We start from the raw sequence: 18,144 nt of genomic DNA on the forward strand, positions 1-18,144 counted from the left end.
CCCAACCGATTACGCACTGCTCTATCACATGGATGAGTCGGCCTGGGTAACCAGTAGTTACGATATTGTTGATGCCTCAGGAAATGGCAATAACGGCGCCTCGTATCAAGCAACTACAGTGGTGAGCCCTATTAGTGGTCGGGCGGGGAATTTCGATGGTAGCAATGATTATTTTGGTTTTCAAACCCCAATAACTCTCAGCCGATTCGGATCAAAGAATTTTACCGGTGAGTTGTTGACTTTATCTCGAATTAACTGCCCATAAATCAAGCCAAATGATCCACCTTCCATGGTGTAACGATTAGGGCCAGGGTTCTCTGGATCCTCTTTAAAAACCTTTCCCCGGACAACTATATTCTGAAAACTTTCATCGATCGAAATAATCTCGTAGGTAGCAACCGGAGTTGTCACAGGTCCAGTTACGCCAGGCTCAGAAACAGCCAAAATTAAGCCGCGCCCAGGCAGACCATTTTTAGAGGGCCAAGAGGCGTTTGGCTCACTCCAGTTTGACACGACGTTCATATACCGGAGCTGAGTTGTATAATACTCCTGAACAGTGCCGTCACAGCCAGTTTCGGTGATCGGTAAACTGACAAATGTAGAAAATTGCTGAATATCACCAGTCACAAGGTAGAGGTCGTCTGCATTGGTGTTGGCCCAGTGCAGCTGATCCTGCTGATGAGGATTATGGCAGTCAGTACAGCCCCGGGACCAGTCATCCGGAAGAGCGGGGTTATGCCGCTGCACAGCAATCATAGCCGCACCTGAGTGCCCCGGGTAAACCGGTGCACAGCCGTCCGGCTTATGACACTGCGCACAGATGTCATCGACAATGGTGTCATGGGTGGGTGAAAGACTCGATGTGGTTGGCGAATAGCGCCACCAGAGCGAGTAACTGTGACAGTCCCCGCAAGAGATATTGTTCGTCTCATTATGTGGGGCATCTACAATTGTCGCATTAGCTTGCGTTGCCAAGAGCAACATCCAAAAAATTAATACTATTTTTCCCATAACAGTTCTCTTTTTCTCTTTTTTAATAGCCGTCGCTATACACACGCAACACCCTTCTCCCCCCTGCTACCGCTGATATTGAATGTTCATTTTTTTTCATTTTGGGTCGCCATGGCCTGAAACAAAAAACCGGAAGCCGCTTATTCAAGCGAGTTCCGGTTTCAATATCCGCGCATAGATCCCTTGCTGCCAGCCTGGCACAATCAAGTGAGTTCCTACATTGCAAGTCATAAATCTCTGTATCGTTTTAGGTTTTCATGTATGTGTCTGACCCTTTTAGCATGTTCATTTTCTTTACATTTTCTTCGTATTTTGCCTTTATCTCCCCAACTACCCTCAGCAAAAAAATAGCCTATCTGTAACAATAACTACTATTTCTGCAATTATTATGCCTTGAGGCCATGTTTCTACCTGGTTTTTTGTAATCCCTCGACATACTGTTAGGTTAGGCAATCACCACATACCGCATTGTGGTACAGAAAATAATTAGATAAGCAAAACCATTGGTTTTTTTACAGCAAGAAATGAGCGGAAATCCCCAGCGCGAGAAATATCCCCCACACGTTGTAGCGCCTCAGCCGATAACCCAGATAGCGATATGGCTGGCCAACTCCAGCACTTTATCCGACACCCCTTTAAAAAAGCCCTTTTTAAGCCCTTTGGCTCGTCGGCCAATGACTACTGTCCCGTAATGGCCTTTACTAGACAGCTTGACAATCTGGGCATGGGGGGTCAGAGACCGGATCTCGAGTTCTCTAAAAATGTGCTCTGCTGATATCCCCCGATCAATCAGCATTTGCTCTGGCCCGTGAAAAACCGCATCGGCGCCATGCAGGTGCTCATCGCACCACGCCTTCCCCCATTGTTCTTCCAGAACTACAAAGTCCGGATCGGTATCACCGCCAATTATTGACTCCAGATGAACGAGGTTAATTTGGGCATAGGGGTTATTTTTTAAAATAAAACCTAGATGGTCTGCCGCCTTAAGCGAATTCAATGATTTATCGACTGGCAAAAGAAACTTCCTTGAGTCAACCTTGCCATCAACAACCCACACCGGCATACTATAGCAACTTTGTGCCACTGCCGCAGAAACACTGCCCAGAATCAACTCTTCTATTGTGGTCAAACCACGTCTGCCGATCAGGAGCGCATCGTAGAGCCCACTGCGGGCCTCGGAAACGATATCGGCAGCGACTCCAGCCTTCGCTAACATAATTTTGGTTGAGACCTGCTCGGCCTCAATTCCACGACGCCCTAACTGCAAAACAGCTTCCTGCATAAAACGCTTCGCAGCCGAATATCGAGTTCTTTCAGCAGGCGACAGCGACAAAAGACGATCATGCTCACATAACCAGCCCATCCCAACAGATAAGGAAGCCGTTGATACGACATACAAGAGGTGAATATGCACATCTGCCAAATCGGCAAATAGCTGTCCCAGATACCGCAGACTGTTGTAACTGTTGATTGAGCCATCAACGGCAACTAAAATCTTTTTTTCCATACAGTCCCTATGCCATAATCCCTTCGGAAAACCCCGTAAAACCGTTTTTTGATCCAAAAAAAATCATCCTTTAGTATACGATTCTTTTCAAACTGGTGTAAAGCTCAAGTTTCCGCCACCCATGCGTATCCTGGTAAAACCAGAACCTATCAGAGACGTTTTCTGAGCCAGAACCAAACTCTGGCTCTAAAATAAAAGTTGCTTTTGTTCTCAATTTTTTGTGAAATAATACAACAGTGCCGAACTTTCGCCCTCGACAGGGCGATAATGCTCTAGAGAGGAAAAGCAATGCCAACATTTTCAACCGACATGAAAATACTACTCGTTGAAGACACAAAATCAATGCGCAGAATTGAGATTAAAATTCTTAAAAGCATCGGCCTTGAGAATATAATTGAGGCTGAAGATGGCGTAGTTGCGGTGGAAATCCTGGAAGAACGTGATGACATTGACCTGATCATCAGTGACTGGAATATGCCTAATATGGGTGGCTATGAACTGCTCGTCTGGGTTCGTAAATCTGCAACTTACGGCCATGTGCCGTTCATTATGGCAACCGCCCAAGCCGATAAAGCGCAGGCAAACAAGGCAAAAGAGGCTGGTGTCAGCGGTTTTATTCCTAAACCGTTTTCTACAGAAGAGATAGAAGAGACAATCGAACAAACCTGTGGCACCTACGCCGGTTCTTCAGAAGAAGCGGTTTTAGGGCCAATTGTTGCCTCTTCCGGAAAAGCCCTGCTGCGGGTTGCCCATATCCAGATTACCGATCACATCATTTTGGGAATCCTAAAGGATCAAATCGCCAGAGGCGAAGTGACGCCAAAGCATTTTGAGCTGGAAACCAATTGCATGAATGGCTGGAACCCAGTCGAGCTGGCCTTAGAAAAAGGACACGTAGACGCCGCCTTTATTTTAGCACCAATTGCCCAAGACCTCTTCAAACATGAAACCCCTATCAAATTAACCCTGCTTGCCCATCGTGGGGGAAGCATGTTTGTCAGCAATACCCGTGGCAGCTACAACACCCCATCCACCTCCTTTTTCAAACAAAAATCTTTTCTAATCCCCCATAAACTTTCGATCCACCACATGCTCACGCACATGTTTTTCGATAAGCTCGGGCTCAAGGCAAGTCTTGAAAAAGGTGCAGACGTTGACATCAACCTGGAGGTTGTCGCCCCGATAAATATGTCTAAATTTTTAAAGGAGGATGAAAATATAGGTGGTTTTATGGTGGCGGAGCCCATCGGCTCCGAATCGGTCAACGCAGGGATCGCCACATCCAAATTCCTTTCCAACGAACTCTGGTCGGACCACCCATGCTGTGTCGTCGCCATGCGCGATGACTTCACTTCTCGCTTTTCCGATGCAACCTATGAGTTTGTGGATCTTTTAATCAAAGCCGGAAAATTTGTCGGCAGCAACCCAGAACTGTCTGCCAAGATAGCAGTGAAATTCCTCGACCCAAAAGGCGAACTGGAACTCAAAGAGCCAATTCTCCACAAGGTGCTTACAGATCCCCTCGGCATTAAGACCGACAACCTTTTTCCCGTCCTCCAGGATTTTGAGAACACCCAGCGCTACATGTTTGAGAACATGGGAGTTGGGTCTATTATTGATCTCAACAAATTTATCGACACCAAATATGCTGAAGCTGCCTGCCCAAACTTGCAGCCCAGTCCAGGTAAACTGAACACCCACATTAGAATTATCAGTGAAATAATGAGTAGAACGGAACAGCCGCCACTCTCATAAATGCAACCGGGCCTTGGAGGAGTGCAGGCCTCTTCTTTTGGTTCGGCTTTTAACTGCACAGATCGTTTATTTTTTTATAAAAAGGTAGCACGAAAGTGCTATCAAGATCACAGCGAGTATGCGACTAAACCCTGCGGTTGAGACCTGGTCAACCAGGCGCGCGCCCACCTGAGCGCCGACCACACCCCCAAGTCCAAGCAACAAACATCGGCAAGAGCACTGTGTTTGCCGCCATTATCTTATCCTCCAAACAGATTTTGATGATCAATCTTAAGGCATCGATCCATGACAACAGTAAGGCCTGCAGACCTCGCCTTGGCGGCGGCAGCCTCATGCACAACACCCAACTGCATCCAGACAGTTTTTGCCCCTACCGCAATAGCACTATCAACGATTCCAGGCACATCATTGAGGTTACGAAATATATCGACAACATCAATATGGCCAGGAATCGATTGCAGATCAGGATAGCAGGTCAATCCCAAAATAGTGTCGTGGCCAGGATTAACCGGTATAACGGTATAGCCGTGATCAAGAAGATACTGAGCAACCTGATGACTCGGGCGGGTTGCTTTTGGCGACAAGCCAACCACTGCAACGCTGCGCATCGCTTTTAAAATCTTACCGTAGTCAACAACCGTAAACTGTTTAAGCATATTCTACCATTCTCAAATTGTTCTTGCCTGACTTCATTGCTGTTGTATATGCTGTATACTATGAGTTCTTTAAGAGTCAATAGATTCCTAGACTTTTAACTACTCACCAAGCCGCCATTTATGTCCCAATTGTTTCTTGACGGCCCCTAAATAAATTCAGCACAGGTTTTTTTAATGTCAGAGAAGCTTAACGAATGGATACAAAAAATCACAGATTGTGACTTTCCTGTTTTCAAATCAACAGTGAGTTCAATCTCCAAAGTCACTTCAACCGACGATGCATCCGCCAGTGAACTGGCTTCAATAATTCTGCGCGATCCGTCCCTGACCGCCAAAATCCTTAAATTTTCCAACAGTTCTTACTACAACTTATCACACAGTCAAACCTCGACGATATCCAGAGCTGTTGTCCTGATGGGTTTTGAAGTCGTTCGTGACCTCAGCCTCTCTGTGGCCGTTATCGAATCAATACTTAGCAGCCAAAACCAACAGGTAGTCACTGAATTAATGGCAAAATCATTTCACGCAGCATCCCAAGCACGTTCGATCGCCGCCGAAAAAGGTGAAGCCAATCTGGAGGAGGTTTTCATCGCCACGCTCATGCACAATATTGGCGAAATGGCCTTCTGGTGTACAGCTGAAGAAAACGATGTTAAGGAGATGCAAAAAGCCCTTTCGGAGTGTGGTTCTGCCAAGGAGGCACAAAAAAAAGTTCTCGGCTTCACACTTACAGAGTTAAGCCGCGCACTCGTAGAGCAATGGGGGCTAAGCCCACAGCTTTCTGAGGCCTTCAGAAAAGATGACAAAACCTCATCGCTTATGCAATCTATGGCCCTTGGCGAAGAGATTGCGGAAACCGTTCCCTCTGGCTGGGACACTGACGCGGCAACAAAGGTCTATCGCAAAGTTGCAGCACAACTCAACCTGAGTTCCCGGGAGAGTAAAACCCTGGTCAAAGAAGCCGCACAAAAAGCTGCAAAAGTTGCCACTCTCTATGGAATTCCAACTATTGCTAAACTCATCCCCGGCTTCGAATCGACGATTGAATCCCCAGACGATAAACCGGGTGAGATCGTCAAATTCCCGGATCCCGACCCCCTGGTGCAGTTGAAAGTCCTGCGTGAACTTTCCGGCCTGATCAAAACGAATCCGGATCTTAATCTCATTCTTGAAATACTCCTCGAAGGTATTCACCGTGGCATCGGAATGGATCGGGCCATATTCGCCCTCTATGTCCCGCTTCGCTCACAAATCCGGGCCAAATATGCAGTTGGCGTCAATGCAGAAGAGCTGCACAACAGTTTCTCTGTCAACGTCGGAGATATGACCAGCAACCCCTTTTCTGAGGCCCTCTTTGACGGTGCGGCCAGCATGTGGCTCAACTATAGTTCCTGGCAGCGCTATTCAGTACACATCGGCAAGTCAATTTTCGATATGCTTGGCACAAAGGAGTTTTTTATATCCCCGGTCATAATCAACGGTCGACCAATCGGGCTGTTTTACGCCGACAGGCTACCCAGCAAAAGAGCCCTTGACAAGACAAGCTTTGAAAGTTTTGACCATTTCGCTCATCAGGCTTCTTTCAGTATTGAGCTGATAAGCAATAGAATGGCCAGCCATAAAACAGCCTGATCTGCCGCGTCATTGCCAGGTAGCAACTGTCTGATCGCCCAACAAAAAGTGCTATGATCGACTTGATCTTCAGTATAATCGTAAGTACTGTAGCTATCAGCCAACAAACTCTTTCCCCAACGAGGTAAAACCATGTGCCAGATGAGTATAATACTTGAAAAAAACGATCAGAAAGAAAAAATCATGGATAATGCCGCCAGACTTGAAGTTACGGCTGACGGCATACAGATAAACACCCTCTTTGAGCCCCCTCAGCTCGTAGCCGGAGTCGTTCTCAAGGAGATCGACTTTCTTGACGGGGTGGTCACGCTCGTGCAGAGATAACCCTTCCCATTAGCGCAGTATCCCAAGAGTGACAATTTCCATAAAACTGGAGACATGAAACTCAGCTGCAAGTGCTTGGTTTTTAAAGGCAATCATCCTCATTCCAACCGCCTCAGTATGCTGCCTGTCAATTTGAGAATCACCTATATATATTGATTCCTCAACAGTACACTTAAAGTGCGCTAATATCTTGTGGAGCGCTTCCGGGTGAGGTTTTGGGTTATCAACATCAAGAGCTGTTACTACCATCTGGAAATGCTCGGCAAGATTAAACATATCCAGCACAGTTTTCATTGTGCTGGAGCGATTCGTGCTGATGGCTGTGTTGAATCGGGGTTTTAAAAACCGCAAAAACTCGATCAAATCCGACTCAATGAGCATGTGTCTTAAATACGGCGTATAATCAAGCTGCTTCCTGTACTCATCTGCTTTCCTATAATCATCCGGGTAATTTCTATAAATCTGGCGAACAGAATCCTCAACATGGTGGGCATGGACATAGTCCAGCTCTTCATCAGACATCGGGGGATGACCAAACCTGGCCAGAATGTGATTATAATATTCAAGATTTGCATTTTTGGAGTCAAACATGACGCCATCACAGTCAAAAATTACAAGTTTCAAGTCAGGCATATCAGTTCTTTATGTCAAAAAAAATATGGATTATGGATGAAATATCAAGTTTGCTGTCGACAATAGAGGCGTCTTGCTTGGAGACCTCACTTAATACTGATGAAACAACACTAACATGAAGCAACACTAACATTGCGCTTTTAAACAAAGGGATTTAAATACTTACAACAAAAAACTCAAACTGAAAATACGTTATGGAAAAACAGACCGATTTTCTAATCATCGGCAGCGGCATTGCCGGACTTTCTTTTGCCCTGAAGGCGGCAACTCTTGGCAGTGTAACAATCATTACCAAGAAGAACAAGATTGACACGGCAACTAACCTGGCCCAAGGCGGTATTGCCGCAGTCCTTGACTCAAGCGATTCTTTCGAAATGCACATTGCCGACACCCTGAGGGCAGGGGCCGGGATTTGTAACGAAGAGATTGTTCGAATGGTCGTGGAAAGCGGCCCGGAGAGAATAAAAGAGCTCATTGCCCTGGGCGTGGCCTTTCAAAAATCTGCTGATAAAAATGATCTCGATCTTGGTAAAGAAGGTGGTCATTCTGCCCGCCGCATTGCCCATGCCTGTGACCTTACCGGGCGAGAGATTGAGAATTCGCTTCTTACCAGAGCCTCCAGCCACCCCCGGATAACCATTCTTGAAAACCACATCGCCATTGATCTCCTGATTGGCTCAAAAGCTGGAATCACCCCACTTGCAGAAATCGGAAAGGACCGCTGCCTGGGTGCTTACGTACTTGAGCGTAATACCGGTGAAATCCACACCTTTCAAGCCAAAACGACAATCCTTTGCTCAGGGGGCAGCGGCAAGGTCTATCTGTATACCACAAACCCTGACATTGCCACTGGCGATGGTGTGGCAATGGCTTACAGGGCCGGAGCCCAGGTGGCAAATCTGGAGTTTGTACAGTTTCACCCGACCTGTCTTTATCACCCAAAAACCAAAAATTTTCTCATATCGGAAGCTGTGCGAGGTGAGGGCGGCAGGCTCATTGACGAAGCAGGCAATGCCTTTATGACACATTATGATCCCCGCGGTGATCTGGCTACCCGTGATGCTGTTGCCCGCGCAATTGATACAGAGATGAAAGCCAGCGGCGATGACTCCGTTTATCTGGATATAAGTCACAAAGAGTCCGCCTTCGTAAAAAAACGTTTTCCCAATATTTACACTACCTGTCTATCACTGGGGATTGATATCACCAAAGAGCCAATACCTGTTGTGCCGGCAGCACATTATATGTGTGGCGGTGTTGTCACCAATGCCTCAGGGAAAACAACTATTGACAATCTTTATGCCCTTGGCGAAACAGCAAATACCGGTCTGCATGGCGGCAACCGTCTTGCCAGCAACTCTCTCCTAGAGGCTGTTGTTTTTGCCCATCAAGCTTTCCTTCAGTGTCAGCGTGATTGGCCGGCGATATCAAAGCAGCATTTCCATAACTTGCCGTCATGGTTTCCAGGTAAGGCTGAGCGCATTGAGGAGTGCATTCTCATAACTCATACCTGGGATCAAATCCGTCGGCTTATGTGGAACTATGTGGGCATTGTCAGAAGTGAAAAGCGCCTGCTGCTGGTCAAAAACCGATTAGCGCCAATATTAAGCGAAGTCAATCAACATTATGAGGATTTTTTACTCACTGCCGATTTAGTAGAACTCCGTAACATAGCCATGATGGCTGAGCTCATTGTAACTTCCGCGCTTCTCAGAAAAGAGTCCCGGGGGTTACACTATTTAGCGGAGTTCCCGACTGCCGACAACATCAACTGGAGGAAATATAGTATCCTTCAAAAACATCACTCGCCCACCTACCAGCAAATTATCTAATAGGCCATTACGACTGCCTTTCACAGTCACAGAGCAGCATGATTGTTAATAAATGAAGAGCTATTCATTTATTATCGCTTACCGCCTTGACAAATGGCCAGAGCTATAGTATTCAATGTCATCTTGCAGAATGGATTTAATTTTCAAACCATTTCTTACAAATAAGTAAAGGAGGAGTTACAATGGCTACAATAGATCATGAAGGAAAATCCTATAATGTTGACGAGGACGGCTTCCTAACCAAAGGTATGGAAGAGTGGGATAACGGTTGGGTTGAGTATGTTCGTAGCGTCGAAGGTATTGGCGAACTGACAGACGAGCACAGAAAAGTTATCGATACTCTCCAAGAGTACTATAAGAAAAATGGTATCGCCCCAATGGTACGTATTCTTTCTAAAACTACAGGCTTCCCACTTAAAAGAATTTACGAGCTTTTCCCATCAGGACCAGGAAAAGGAGCATGTAAAATGGCTGGCCTTCCAAAGCCTACCGGTTGTGTATAATAACTGACCGTATAGAACACGCTTTTATTTAGTTAAAAAGGGGATTCATGCTCAGGCATGAATCCCCTTTTTTTATTCCGGCCATTGATAATTACGACGCTAAAACTTTATCCAGCATTGATTGATGTATCACCTCAATCATCGCAGTATAGTCTTTCGAATTTACGATAGCGCCCCTTATCCCACCGCGCAAATTGACCTCCAGCATATAGGTTTCATCCTGGTCGGTAACCATCAGGTCAACATGTGCGTATGGAAAGTCGCCCCTTGCCATCACTTTTCGGCAAATCGATTCCTGCTCAGCCGTCAAGGCACAAGGACGACTCTTTCCCCCACAATGAAGGTTGTTTCTGAAGTTGGCTGTGTTTTCGCGCCAATAGGCCTCAACGTAATCACCAAGTACAAGAACCCGAATATCCTTCGCCCCGCCATAAAATGACTGTAGAACAAATGGATACGGTAAGTTTCCGAGTGTCGCGTGAGTAAAGACATCCTCAATAGAGGCCCATAGATGAATGCCCATTCCGGCATTTTTTCTGTCCTGTTTGGTAATAACCTTTTGGCCGGAACCAAAGAGCGACAAAGCCTCAAGCAGCTGATGGTTATCGTGGATTGCAAGAGTTCGAGCGGGAAGCCAGGGCCCGAACAACTCAGCCTGCAAAACTTTACTACGGCTGGCAAGCTGAGATAAAGCCGATGGGATTAAGTGAACACCGCGAGAAAGCAAATCAGCGAGAAGAGTTTCCTCTGAAGGCCTGAGACTGACTCGACCAAAAACGACATCTCCTCGTTGCAAAACATTGTAGGATCTCCGTAATGCTTTGTTATCGGTAATTATTGTTGTCAAAAAAGCATTTCCATAAAGTGCTGGTGATATCGAGTGAGATCAGCATTGCACTCGCCACAAAAAAACTTGATTTCGCCCAATACCTGGGATTCATCACCATCCTGAGTGAAACTACAATCATCATTTTGCACGTACCGTGTGGTAATAATTACGCCATCAGCCACTTCAAAAAATTCAGTGTCATTTCCACATTCCGGACACGTGACACGCATACTCGCATTTTCGTGCATAATAAACTCCAAACCTACCTATAGGGATCTCGCTTTTAGACGACGATGTTTACTTTTAAGACAATATCAATCTGTTAGACACTACAACTTCCCTTGATTCAGCCATCAACATTTAACAATAAATTCCCTCTCTGTCCCACCACCCCAGAACCTTAGAGGCTGACCAGGGCAGAAAATTCAGTCTCAGAGAGAATAGCACAGCCCAACTCCTCCGCTTTCTGCCTCTTACTACCCGCTTTTTCTCCACAGACCACATGCGTCACTTTTTTACTGACAGAGGAGGCTACCTGCCCACCAAGATCTTTCACTCGAGACTTAGCTTCACTTCGAGAAAAGAGCTGTAGTGTTCCAGTAAACACAAAGACACAATCAGAAAGAGCTTTGCTTTTCTGGCTCTCTTTTTGGGTAAAACAGACTCCTTTCTCAATCAATCGATCCACTATTTTTACAGAATCAGGTAATGAAAAATATTCGGCTAGACTGGTGGCTGCCTGAGCGCCAATGCCCTCAACTTCCAAAAAATCTGCATATTTAGAAGTGCGAAGCATCTCAATTGTTTCAAAATGCTGCTCTAGAAGCTGTGCTGTCACCTCTCCCACAAAACGTATGCCCAAGGCCGCAACAAATCGGGACAGGGTCGTTTTTTTGCTGGCCTCAATTGCCTGCAGTACATTTTGGGCAGATTTGACGCCCCAACCCTCCAGGCCCGCTAAAGCATGGGAATCCAGAGAATAAATATCCGGCAGATCAACGACTAAACCCTTTTCATACAACTGCTCGACAGCTCTTTTTCCAAGTCCCTCAATATCAAGCCCGGCCTTTCCGCAGTAATGGCTTAAAGCACGTATCTGTTGAGCAGGGCAATAAGCGTTGGGGCAACGAAGAGCAGCCTCCCCAACGGCCCTAAAAAGCGCCGTTTCGCAAACCGGGCAGTTTTGGGGCATTACAATAGGCCTTTCCGCCCCCGTCCTTTTGGTCGCAATCGCCTTAACAATTTCAGGGATAACATCACCAGCCCTTTGCACCAGGACAGTATCTCCCAGATGTAAATCCTTGCGCCGTACCTCATCCTCATTATGCAGCGTCGCTCGCTGAACAACAACCCCTCCGACCGTCACCGGCTCAAGAATGGCAATGGGGGTAATGACCCCGGTTCGACCGACTCCAAATTCAATATCAAGGATACGGCTTGTTGCTTGTTGTGCGGCAAACTTCCAGGCAATTGCCCAGCGTGGGGAGCGAGCTTTGTTGCCAAGTCTTTTCTGTAGATCAAACCTGTTAACCTTCACAACAACACCATCAATATCGTATACAAGTTCAGATCGCTGTTCCTGAATACAATTAAAATGTTGCTCAACAGCTTCAGCACCCGTGCAAACTTTTCGCAATGGATTGACCTTAAAGCCTAAAGCCCTGAACAGCTCAAAAAGCTCCGACTGACTTTCGCATTGAGTTTGAAGACTGTCAGATATACCGTAGCAATAAAAGTCAAGTGGCCGTGCAGCGGCAATCTTTGAGTCTAACTGCCGCAAAGAACCGGCGGCAGCATTGCGAGGGTTGGCAAATAATGGCTCTCCAGCTGATGCCCTCTGCGCATTAAGCGCTTCAAAGCCCGAAAGCGGCAAAAAAACCTCCCCTCGCACCTCAAGCAGAGGCGGAGATATACCCTGTAGTTTGAGCGGTATTGCCTGTATGGTCTTAAGATTCGCGGTAATATCTTCACCAACGTACCCGTTGCCACGGGTTGAACCAACAACAAATCGTCCTTCTTGATAGACAAGCTCGACTGCCAGACCGTCAAGTTTTGGCTCGGCGATGAAATCAATCGGGAGGTCAGTTTGGAGAAAACGCTGAATCCGCTCCTCAAAGTTACGAAAATCGCTTATACCAAAGGCATTTTCAAGACTGAGCATTGGCACTCGGTGCTCAACCTGATCAAATGAGGCAAGAGGCGCACCTCCAACCCTCTGGCTGGGCGAATCGGAGTCAACTAAGGCCGGATATTCAGCCTCAAGTCCGAGTAATTCCTGAAACAGCTCATCATACTCGCCATCCGAGATAAGTGGATCGTCAAGGACATAATATCGATGGGCATGAAAGTTAAGCTTTTGCCGGAGTTCTGTTAAGCGATGATTTATTGATTGCATATCGGCCATACAGGCTCCAAAGACAGGCAGTTATTCAAACCAGAACTGGGTGGTTAAAATACGAGAAGATCTCTGTTAAGATAGTTCAAGAAGAAGGCTTTTGTAAAAGATTTCCGCCTGAGGAGATGTTTTCGTGAGCAACTTCATCGATAAAAATGAGAATAGAACTCTTAGGTTTACCTGTAACCTTGGCAATGACCTCAGTTACCCCTGAACAAATTTCTGCTTTTTGTTCTTTATCTAAACTGCCTGCTACTCGAATACTTACATATGGCATGGCACCCCCCCTACTTTGTAATATTTCCAAAATCTATTGAATAACTGGCCCTTGACTAAGTACCGTGCCTTCAAGATTTGCCCCTGAGAGGTTCGCCCCGAGAACAAGGGCATCTTCCAGGTCAGCACCAGAAAGATCGGCACCGGAAAGATCGGCCTTATATAAATCGGCCTTACGCAAATCAGCGCCCTTGAGGTTGGCATTGCGAAGATTGGCACCTTTGAGATTAGCTGACTGCAGATTAGCCCCTTCTAAATTTGCCCCTTCAAACCTTCCCCCCTCAAGATACAGACCTTTAAGCTTCTTATCAGCCAGATTCATTCCGGAAAAATCGCACCCAACACACATTTGAGTATCACCAACCTTGTCAAGAAGATCATCTTTACTCAATGGCGACAGGGACTCCATCTCCGCCACGTTCGCCACCTCCTCTTTCAAGGGTCTAAAGCCGGTAATATTCAGAACCGGGTTCGGGGCATACCGGCTTGGATCGCCTCCCGCTCCCTCCGGCACCTGTATCAAGCTCTCAATACCTTGTCCAATAGCCCTATTTTCTATTACAGGCATACGCTCGACATCGGTCGCTGTCAGAACGGCTTCTGTCGAGTCCCTTTCCTCAACTTGAGTGACTGGTACCTCTGCCACTTTGGCTCTATATTGCTGTTCAGCGGTTTCAACGTTGATCTGAACAGGCTCTTCGACAGTAAGCTTTTCCATTGATGCCTCTTGACCAGTAGCCCTTGCAATGGTTGCCGCGCTAAAAACCGCGTCAACAAGATATGCCCCGTCAAATACCGTTCCTTCGAGGTTTGCGCCATCAAAATTTGCCTTATAGAGATCGGCAGCCTCAAACACCGTAAAGGTTAGGTCAGCGTTTCTAAAATCAGCTCCTTGAAGATCAGCCATACGCAAGATGGTATTGCTTAAATTGGCCCCAGCCAGATTCGAACCCTCAAGTTTCGCCTTGGTCAAGGTCCTCCCCGACAGATCGGCCCCCGTTAAATCACAGCGCAGACATTCGTTTGTACTCAGCAGTGTTTCCAGGGCCACCTGATCAAATCCATAAACAGTGACGGAAAACAGATGAACAACCAGCCATAAGCTCGACAAAACACATAGTTTTTTCATAAACACCTCTTTGATTTAGTCACGAAAACATCATACAAGAGTTTTGCCATCTTTCAAAAAAAAAAGAGCCCCGAATGGGACTCTTTTTTTATCAAGGTAAAACCAATTTTCTGTCAGCTGTTACATAGAAATGCGAAACTCGGGGCTTACACCCGCGCCAGAAGGGGTCTAATACCGATAATGGTCTGGTTTATAAGGGCCATCGACAGATAACCCAAGGTAGTCGGCCTGTTCCTTGGTCATAGTGGTAAGCTTAGCACCAACCTTCTGCAAATGAAGCCTCGCAACCTTTTCATCAAGCGTTTTGGGCAGAAAATAGACTTTATTTTCGTATTTTTCATGGTTCTCCCACAACTCAATCTGGGCCATAACCTGATTTGTAAAGGAGTTACTCATGACAAAACTTGGGTGACCAGTTGCACAGCCTAAGTTGACCAGACGGCCTTCAGCTAAGACAATAATGCGTTTACCATCAGGAAAAATAACATGATCAACCTGGGGTTTAATGTTCTCCCACTGCAAATCTCGGATGGAGGCAATATCAATTTCACTGTCAAAATGGCCAATATTACAAACAATGGCCTGATCCTTCATTTGGTCCATGTGAGAGCGTGTAATAACCCGTAAGTTGCCGGTACAGGTAACAAAAATTTCCCCGACCGGGGCCGCATCTTCCATAGTCACAACTCGATACCCTTCCATTGAGGCCTGTAGCGCACAGATAGGATCAATCTCAGTGACTAAAACAGTCGCACCCATGCCGCGCAAGGCCTGTGCACACCCTTTACCAACATCGCCGTACCCGACAATAACAGCGGTTTTGCCAGCAATCATAACATCTGTAGCACGTTTAATACCGTCAATAAGTGACTCTCGGCATCCGTAGAGGTTATCAAATTTAGATTTTGTCACCGAGTCATTAACGTTTATCGCCGGGGTTTTAAGGGTTCCAGCTTTAACCATTTCATAAAGCCGATGGACGCCAGTGGTGGTTTCTTCACTCAGACCGCGAACATCCTTCATAAGTTCCGGATATTTCTCATGCATCATCACAGTCAAATCCCCGCCATCATCCAAAATCAAATTAGGCCGCCAGCCGTTAGGGCCTTCAATTGTCTGCACGATACACCAGTTAAACTCTTCCTCTGTTTCACCTTTCCAGGCAAATGTAGGAATTCCTGCCGCAACCATGGCCGACGCAGCATGATCCTGGGTTGAGAAAATATTACAGGAAGACCATCGCACCTCTGCGCCCAAATCAACCAGCGTTTCCATGAGAACCGCTGTCTGAATTGTCATATGCAGACAACCGGCAATACGAGCCCCCTGCAGGGGCTTTTTGCCGGCATACTGTTCACGAGTTGCCATAAGACCAGGCATCTCAGTTTCGGCAATAGCCACTTCTTTACGCCCCCAGGCGGCAAGATTCATATCAGCAACTTTGTAGTCACCTGTTTCGATAATTGAAGTCATGTTTATTCCTATTAGTTTGTTAATTCGTATACTGGTTGATTTGTTGAGTTGTTTACCAGATCTTTAATCAGATACCGGCATCTGCCCTCAGGGCCTCAGCTTTATCTGTACGCTCCCAGGTGAAGTCTGCATCTGTCCTGCCAAAATGTCCGTAAGCAGCAGTTTTACAATAAATAGGCCGCAGAAGGTCAAGGTGCTGAATAATTGCTTTGGGCCGCAGATCAAAATGACGATCAATTAAGGCCTTAATCTTTTCATCTGATATCAGACCAGTTCCAAAACTACAGACATTAATGGAGACAGGCTTCGAAATACCAATTGCGTATGCAACCTGAACCTCGATCTGAGAGGCAATTCCTGCGGCAACAATATTTTTAGCGACGTAACGCCCCATGTATGAAGACGATCTATCAACCTTGGACGGGTCTTTTCCTGAAAAAGCGCCGCCGCCATGAGACCCCATACCACCATAGGTATCAACAATAATCTTACGACCGGTTACACCACAATCGCCTACCGGCCCACCGATAACAAAGCGGCCTGTGGGATTGATAAAATATTTTGTGTTCGCATCAACCATATCTACTGGCAGAATTGGTTTAATGATCTCCTCCATTACTCCTTCCTTGAGATCTTCATAGGAGACCTCAGGGGAGTGCTGCGTGGAAATGACGACGGCTTCAATACGTTTCGGCTTGTTGTCGACATACTCGATGGTAACCTGGCTCTTTGCATCAGGGCGCAGCCAACTCAATATTCCAGCTTTTCGAACCTCAGCCTGCCTTTTAACCAGGCGATGCGCATAGGTAATCGGCATTGGCATGAGTACCTTTGTCTCATTATTGGCATAGCCAAACATCAAGCCTTGATCCCCCGCCCCCTGATCCAGGTCCAGACCAGCTCCTTCATCGACACCCTGAGCAATATCTGGTGACTGTTTATCAATGCTTGTTAAAACAGCACAGGACTGTGAATCAAATCCCATATCTGACGAGTTATAACCAATCTCTTTAACGGTATCACGAACAACCTGAGGCATATCAACCCAGGCAGTAGTTGTAATCTCCCCGGCAATAACGACCATTCCGGTGGTAACCAGAGTCTCGCAGCCAACTCTGGCGTATTTATCCTGTGTCAAAATTCCATCTAATATAGCATCGGAAATTTGATCGGCAACCTTATCAGGATGGCCTTCTGAAACTGACTCTGAGGTAAAAAGATGCGTTGACATAGTATCTCCCTTATTACTAATTATTATTTGCTCTGGCTACTTTAAGCTCGATGGCTTTAACCGCTGCCACTAATTTCTCATTTACTGGAGTTGCAATCCCCAAACGTTTTCCTGCTCTTACGATCGAGCCATTAATAGCGTCGATTTCTGTCCGCCTGCCCTTACGAATATCCTGCAGCATGGACGAGACATTGTTAGCTGTTGCAACACATACCTTAGCGGTAATCTCTTCAGGATCCCCGGACAGGATGATCCCCTTTGCGGCAGCAACATTTGCTGCCTCTTGCACCGCAGCACGTTGCTCACTGATCAGCAGCGGGTCGGCAAGAAGTTCACCGTTTCGACAATCGTGTATGGCAGTCAGGGCATTGATCCCGACATTTACTACAAGTTTATCCCAGATCGCATTCAGGATTTTTCCAGACACCACGGTCGGCAGGTCGGCGGCATTAAAGAGTTCAGCAACACTATGAAGAAGAGTTAACTTCTGCTTCGACACCTCTGACAGGTAGCCCAAAACTGTCTGCCCTGATCCTCCGTGCACAACCTTTCCAATACCAGCCAAGGTTCCTCCTTGAGCAGTGACGCCTACCGCAAAAGCTCGCCCGGCAGCCTGCATGGCACCATGATGCCCTATACCGTTCTGTAGGGCAATCAACAAAGCATCATCTGTAAGAAGCGGCCTAAGTTGCCTCAAGGCCATCGCGAGGTCGTGGGACTTAACACACAATACAATTAAGTCTGTGCGACCTATTACCCTTGAGTCAGCAGTGCAGAGGATCGGAACTCGCTGTTCGCCAGTACTGGTTTGCAGGACAATTCCCTGATCACCAATATAGGCGGCACGCGCTTTGTCACGATCATACAGCCAAACCGTGTTTCCGGCGATGGCCAACCGAGCGGCAAACAAGCAACCTAAAGCACCGGGTCCAACGATCGTAACATTCATATCCACAGC

The 18,144-nt window shown here is 46.6% G+C and carries 17 protein-coding genes; 5 read left to right on the top strand and 12 right to left on the bottom strand.

Annotation, left to right across the window (positions count from 1 at the left end):
* Positions 1-180: 180 nt before the first annotated feature.
* Complete coding sequence (locus HQK80_10555; protein ID MBF0222647.1) at positions 181-1,011, bottom strand: hypothetical protein; 831 nt, start codon at positions 1,009-1,011, stop codon at positions 181-183.
* A gap of 574 nt (positions 1,012-1,585) precedes the next feature.
* Positions 1,586-2,518 carry a universal stress protein gene (locus HQK80_10560; protein ID MBF0222648.1) on the bottom strand — a complete coding sequence of 311 codons (933 nt, stop codon included), beginning with the start codon at positions 2,516-2,518 and terminating at the stop codon, positions 1,586-1,588.
* Positions 2,519-2,806: 288 nt separating this feature from the next.
* On the opposite strand from HQK80_10560, the gene HQK80_10565 reads away from it, so the two are divergent.
* The gene (locus HQK80_10565; protein MBF0222649.1) at positions 2,807-4,273 is read left to right on the top strand and encodes a response regulator; all 1,467 of its coding nucleotides are present in this window, start codon (positions 2,807-2,809) and stop codon (positions 4,271-4,273) included.
* A gap of 239 nt (positions 4,274-4,512) precedes the next feature.
* On the opposite strand, the gene HQK80_10570 is transcribed toward HQK80_10565, so the two are convergent.
* Positions 4,513-4,929, bottom strand: coding sequence for a CoA-binding protein (locus HQK80_10570; GenBank protein ID MBF0222650.1), 417 nt, complete (start codon positions 4,927-4,929; stop codon positions 4,513-4,515).
* Positions 4,930-5,103: 174 nt separating this feature from the next.
* Between HQK80_10570 and HQK80_10575 the strand changes: the two genes are divergently transcribed.
* Both HQK80_10575 and HQK80_10580 read left to right on the top strand, forming a co-directional pair.
* Positions 5,104-6,561: an HDOD domain-containing protein gene (locus HQK80_10575; protein ID MBF0222651.1), complete on the top strand. Its 1,458-nt coding sequence runs from the start codon at positions 5,104-5,106 to the stop codon at positions 6,559-6,561.
* Positions 6,562-6,702: 141 nt separating this feature from the next.
* On the top strand, positions 6,703-6,885 hold the full coding sequence (locus HQK80_10580; protein MBF0222652.1) for a CooT family nickel-binding protein: 183 nt from the start codon (positions 6,703-6,705) through the stop codon (positions 6,883-6,885).
* Positions 6,886-6,894: 9 nt separating this feature from the next.
* Here the strand turns inward: HQK80_10580 and HQK80_10585 are convergent, their stop codons facing one another.
* Positions 6,895-7,518 (bottom strand): HAD hydrolase-like protein, encoded by a 624-nt coding sequence (locus HQK80_10585; protein MBF0222653.1) that lies wholly within the window; start codon positions 7,516-7,518, stop codon positions 6,895-6,897.
* Positions 7,519-7,712: 194 nt separating this feature from the next.
* Here HQK80_10585 and nadB point away from each other — a divergent pair, with 194 nt between their 5' ends.
* Both nadB and HQK80_10595 read left to right on the top strand, forming a co-directional pair.
* Positions 7,713-9,350: an L-aspartate oxidase gene (nadB, locus tag HQK80_10590; protein MBF0222654.1), complete on the top strand. Its 1,638-nt coding sequence runs from the start codon at positions 7,713-7,715 to the stop codon at positions 9,348-9,350.
* A gap of 182 nt (positions 9,351-9,532) precedes the next feature.
* A complete protein-coding gene (locus HQK80_10595) occupies positions 9,533-9,853 on the top strand; it encodes a TusE/DsrC/DsvC family sulfur relay protein (protein ID MBF0222655.1) in 321 nt (106 codons plus the stop codon).
* A 91-nt stretch (positions 9,854-9,944) separates the two neighbouring features.
* Here HQK80_10595 and HQK80_10600 read toward each other — a convergent pair whose 3' ends face one another.
* The 8 genes from HQK80_10600 to HQK80_10635 all read right to left on the bottom strand — a co-directional run bounded on the left by HQK80_10600 (position 9,945) and on the right by HQK80_10635 (position 18,135).
* Entirely contained in the window at positions 9,945-10,700 is a 756-nt protein-coding gene (locus HQK80_10600) for a hypothetical protein (GenBank protein ID MBF0222656.1), read from the bottom strand.
* Positions 10,697-10,912 (bottom strand): hypothetical protein, encoded by a 216-nt coding sequence (locus tag HQK80_10605; protein MBF0222657.1) that lies wholly within the window; start codon positions 10,910-10,912, stop codon positions 10,697-10,699. Before HQK80_10605 ends, HQK80_10600 begins: the two co-directional genes overlap by 4 nt.
* Positions 10,913-11,082: 170 nt before the next feature.
* Positions 11,083-13,077 (bottom strand): NAD-dependent DNA ligase LigA, encoded by a 1,995-nt coding sequence (gene ligA, locus HQK80_10610; GenBank protein MBF0222658.1) that lies wholly within the window; start codon positions 13,075-13,077, stop codon positions 11,083-11,085.
* Positions 13,078-13,162: 85 nt separating this feature from the next.
* Positions 13,163-13,354 (bottom strand): 4-oxalocrotonate tautomerase family protein, encoded by a 192-nt coding sequence (locus tag HQK80_10615; GenBank protein ID MBF0222659.1) that lies wholly within the window; start codon positions 13,352-13,354, stop codon positions 13,163-13,165.
* 33 nt (positions 13,355-13,387) lie between these two features.
* Complete coding sequence (locus HQK80_10620) at positions 13,388-14,482, bottom strand: pentapeptide repeat-containing protein (protein ID MBF0222660.1); 1,095 nt, start codon at positions 14,480-14,482, stop codon at positions 13,388-13,390.
* A gap of 168 nt (positions 14,483-14,650) precedes the next feature.
* A complete protein-coding gene (locus HQK80_10625; protein ID MBF0222661.1) occupies positions 14,651-15,955 on the bottom strand; it encodes an adenosylhomocysteinase in 1,305 nt (434 codons plus the stop codon).
* A gap of 67 nt (positions 15,956-16,022) precedes the next feature.
* Positions 16,023-17,186 (bottom strand): methionine adenosyltransferase, encoded by a 1,164-nt coding sequence (locus tag HQK80_10630; GenBank protein MBF0222662.1) that lies wholly within the window; start codon positions 17,184-17,186, stop codon positions 16,023-16,025.
* Positions 17,187-17,202: 16 nt separating this feature from the next.
* On the bottom strand, positions 17,203-18,135 hold the full coding sequence (locus tag HQK80_10635; GenBank protein MBF0222663.1) for a 2-dehydropantoate 2-reductase: 933 nt from the start codon (positions 18,133-18,135) through the stop codon (positions 17,203-17,205).
* Positions 18,136-18,144 lie beyond the last annotated feature (9 nt).

The organism is Desulfobulbaceae bacterium (genome assembly GCA_015231515.1).
Lineage (GTDB): Bacteria > Desulfobacterota > Desulfobulbia > Desulfobulbales > VMSU01 > JADGBM01.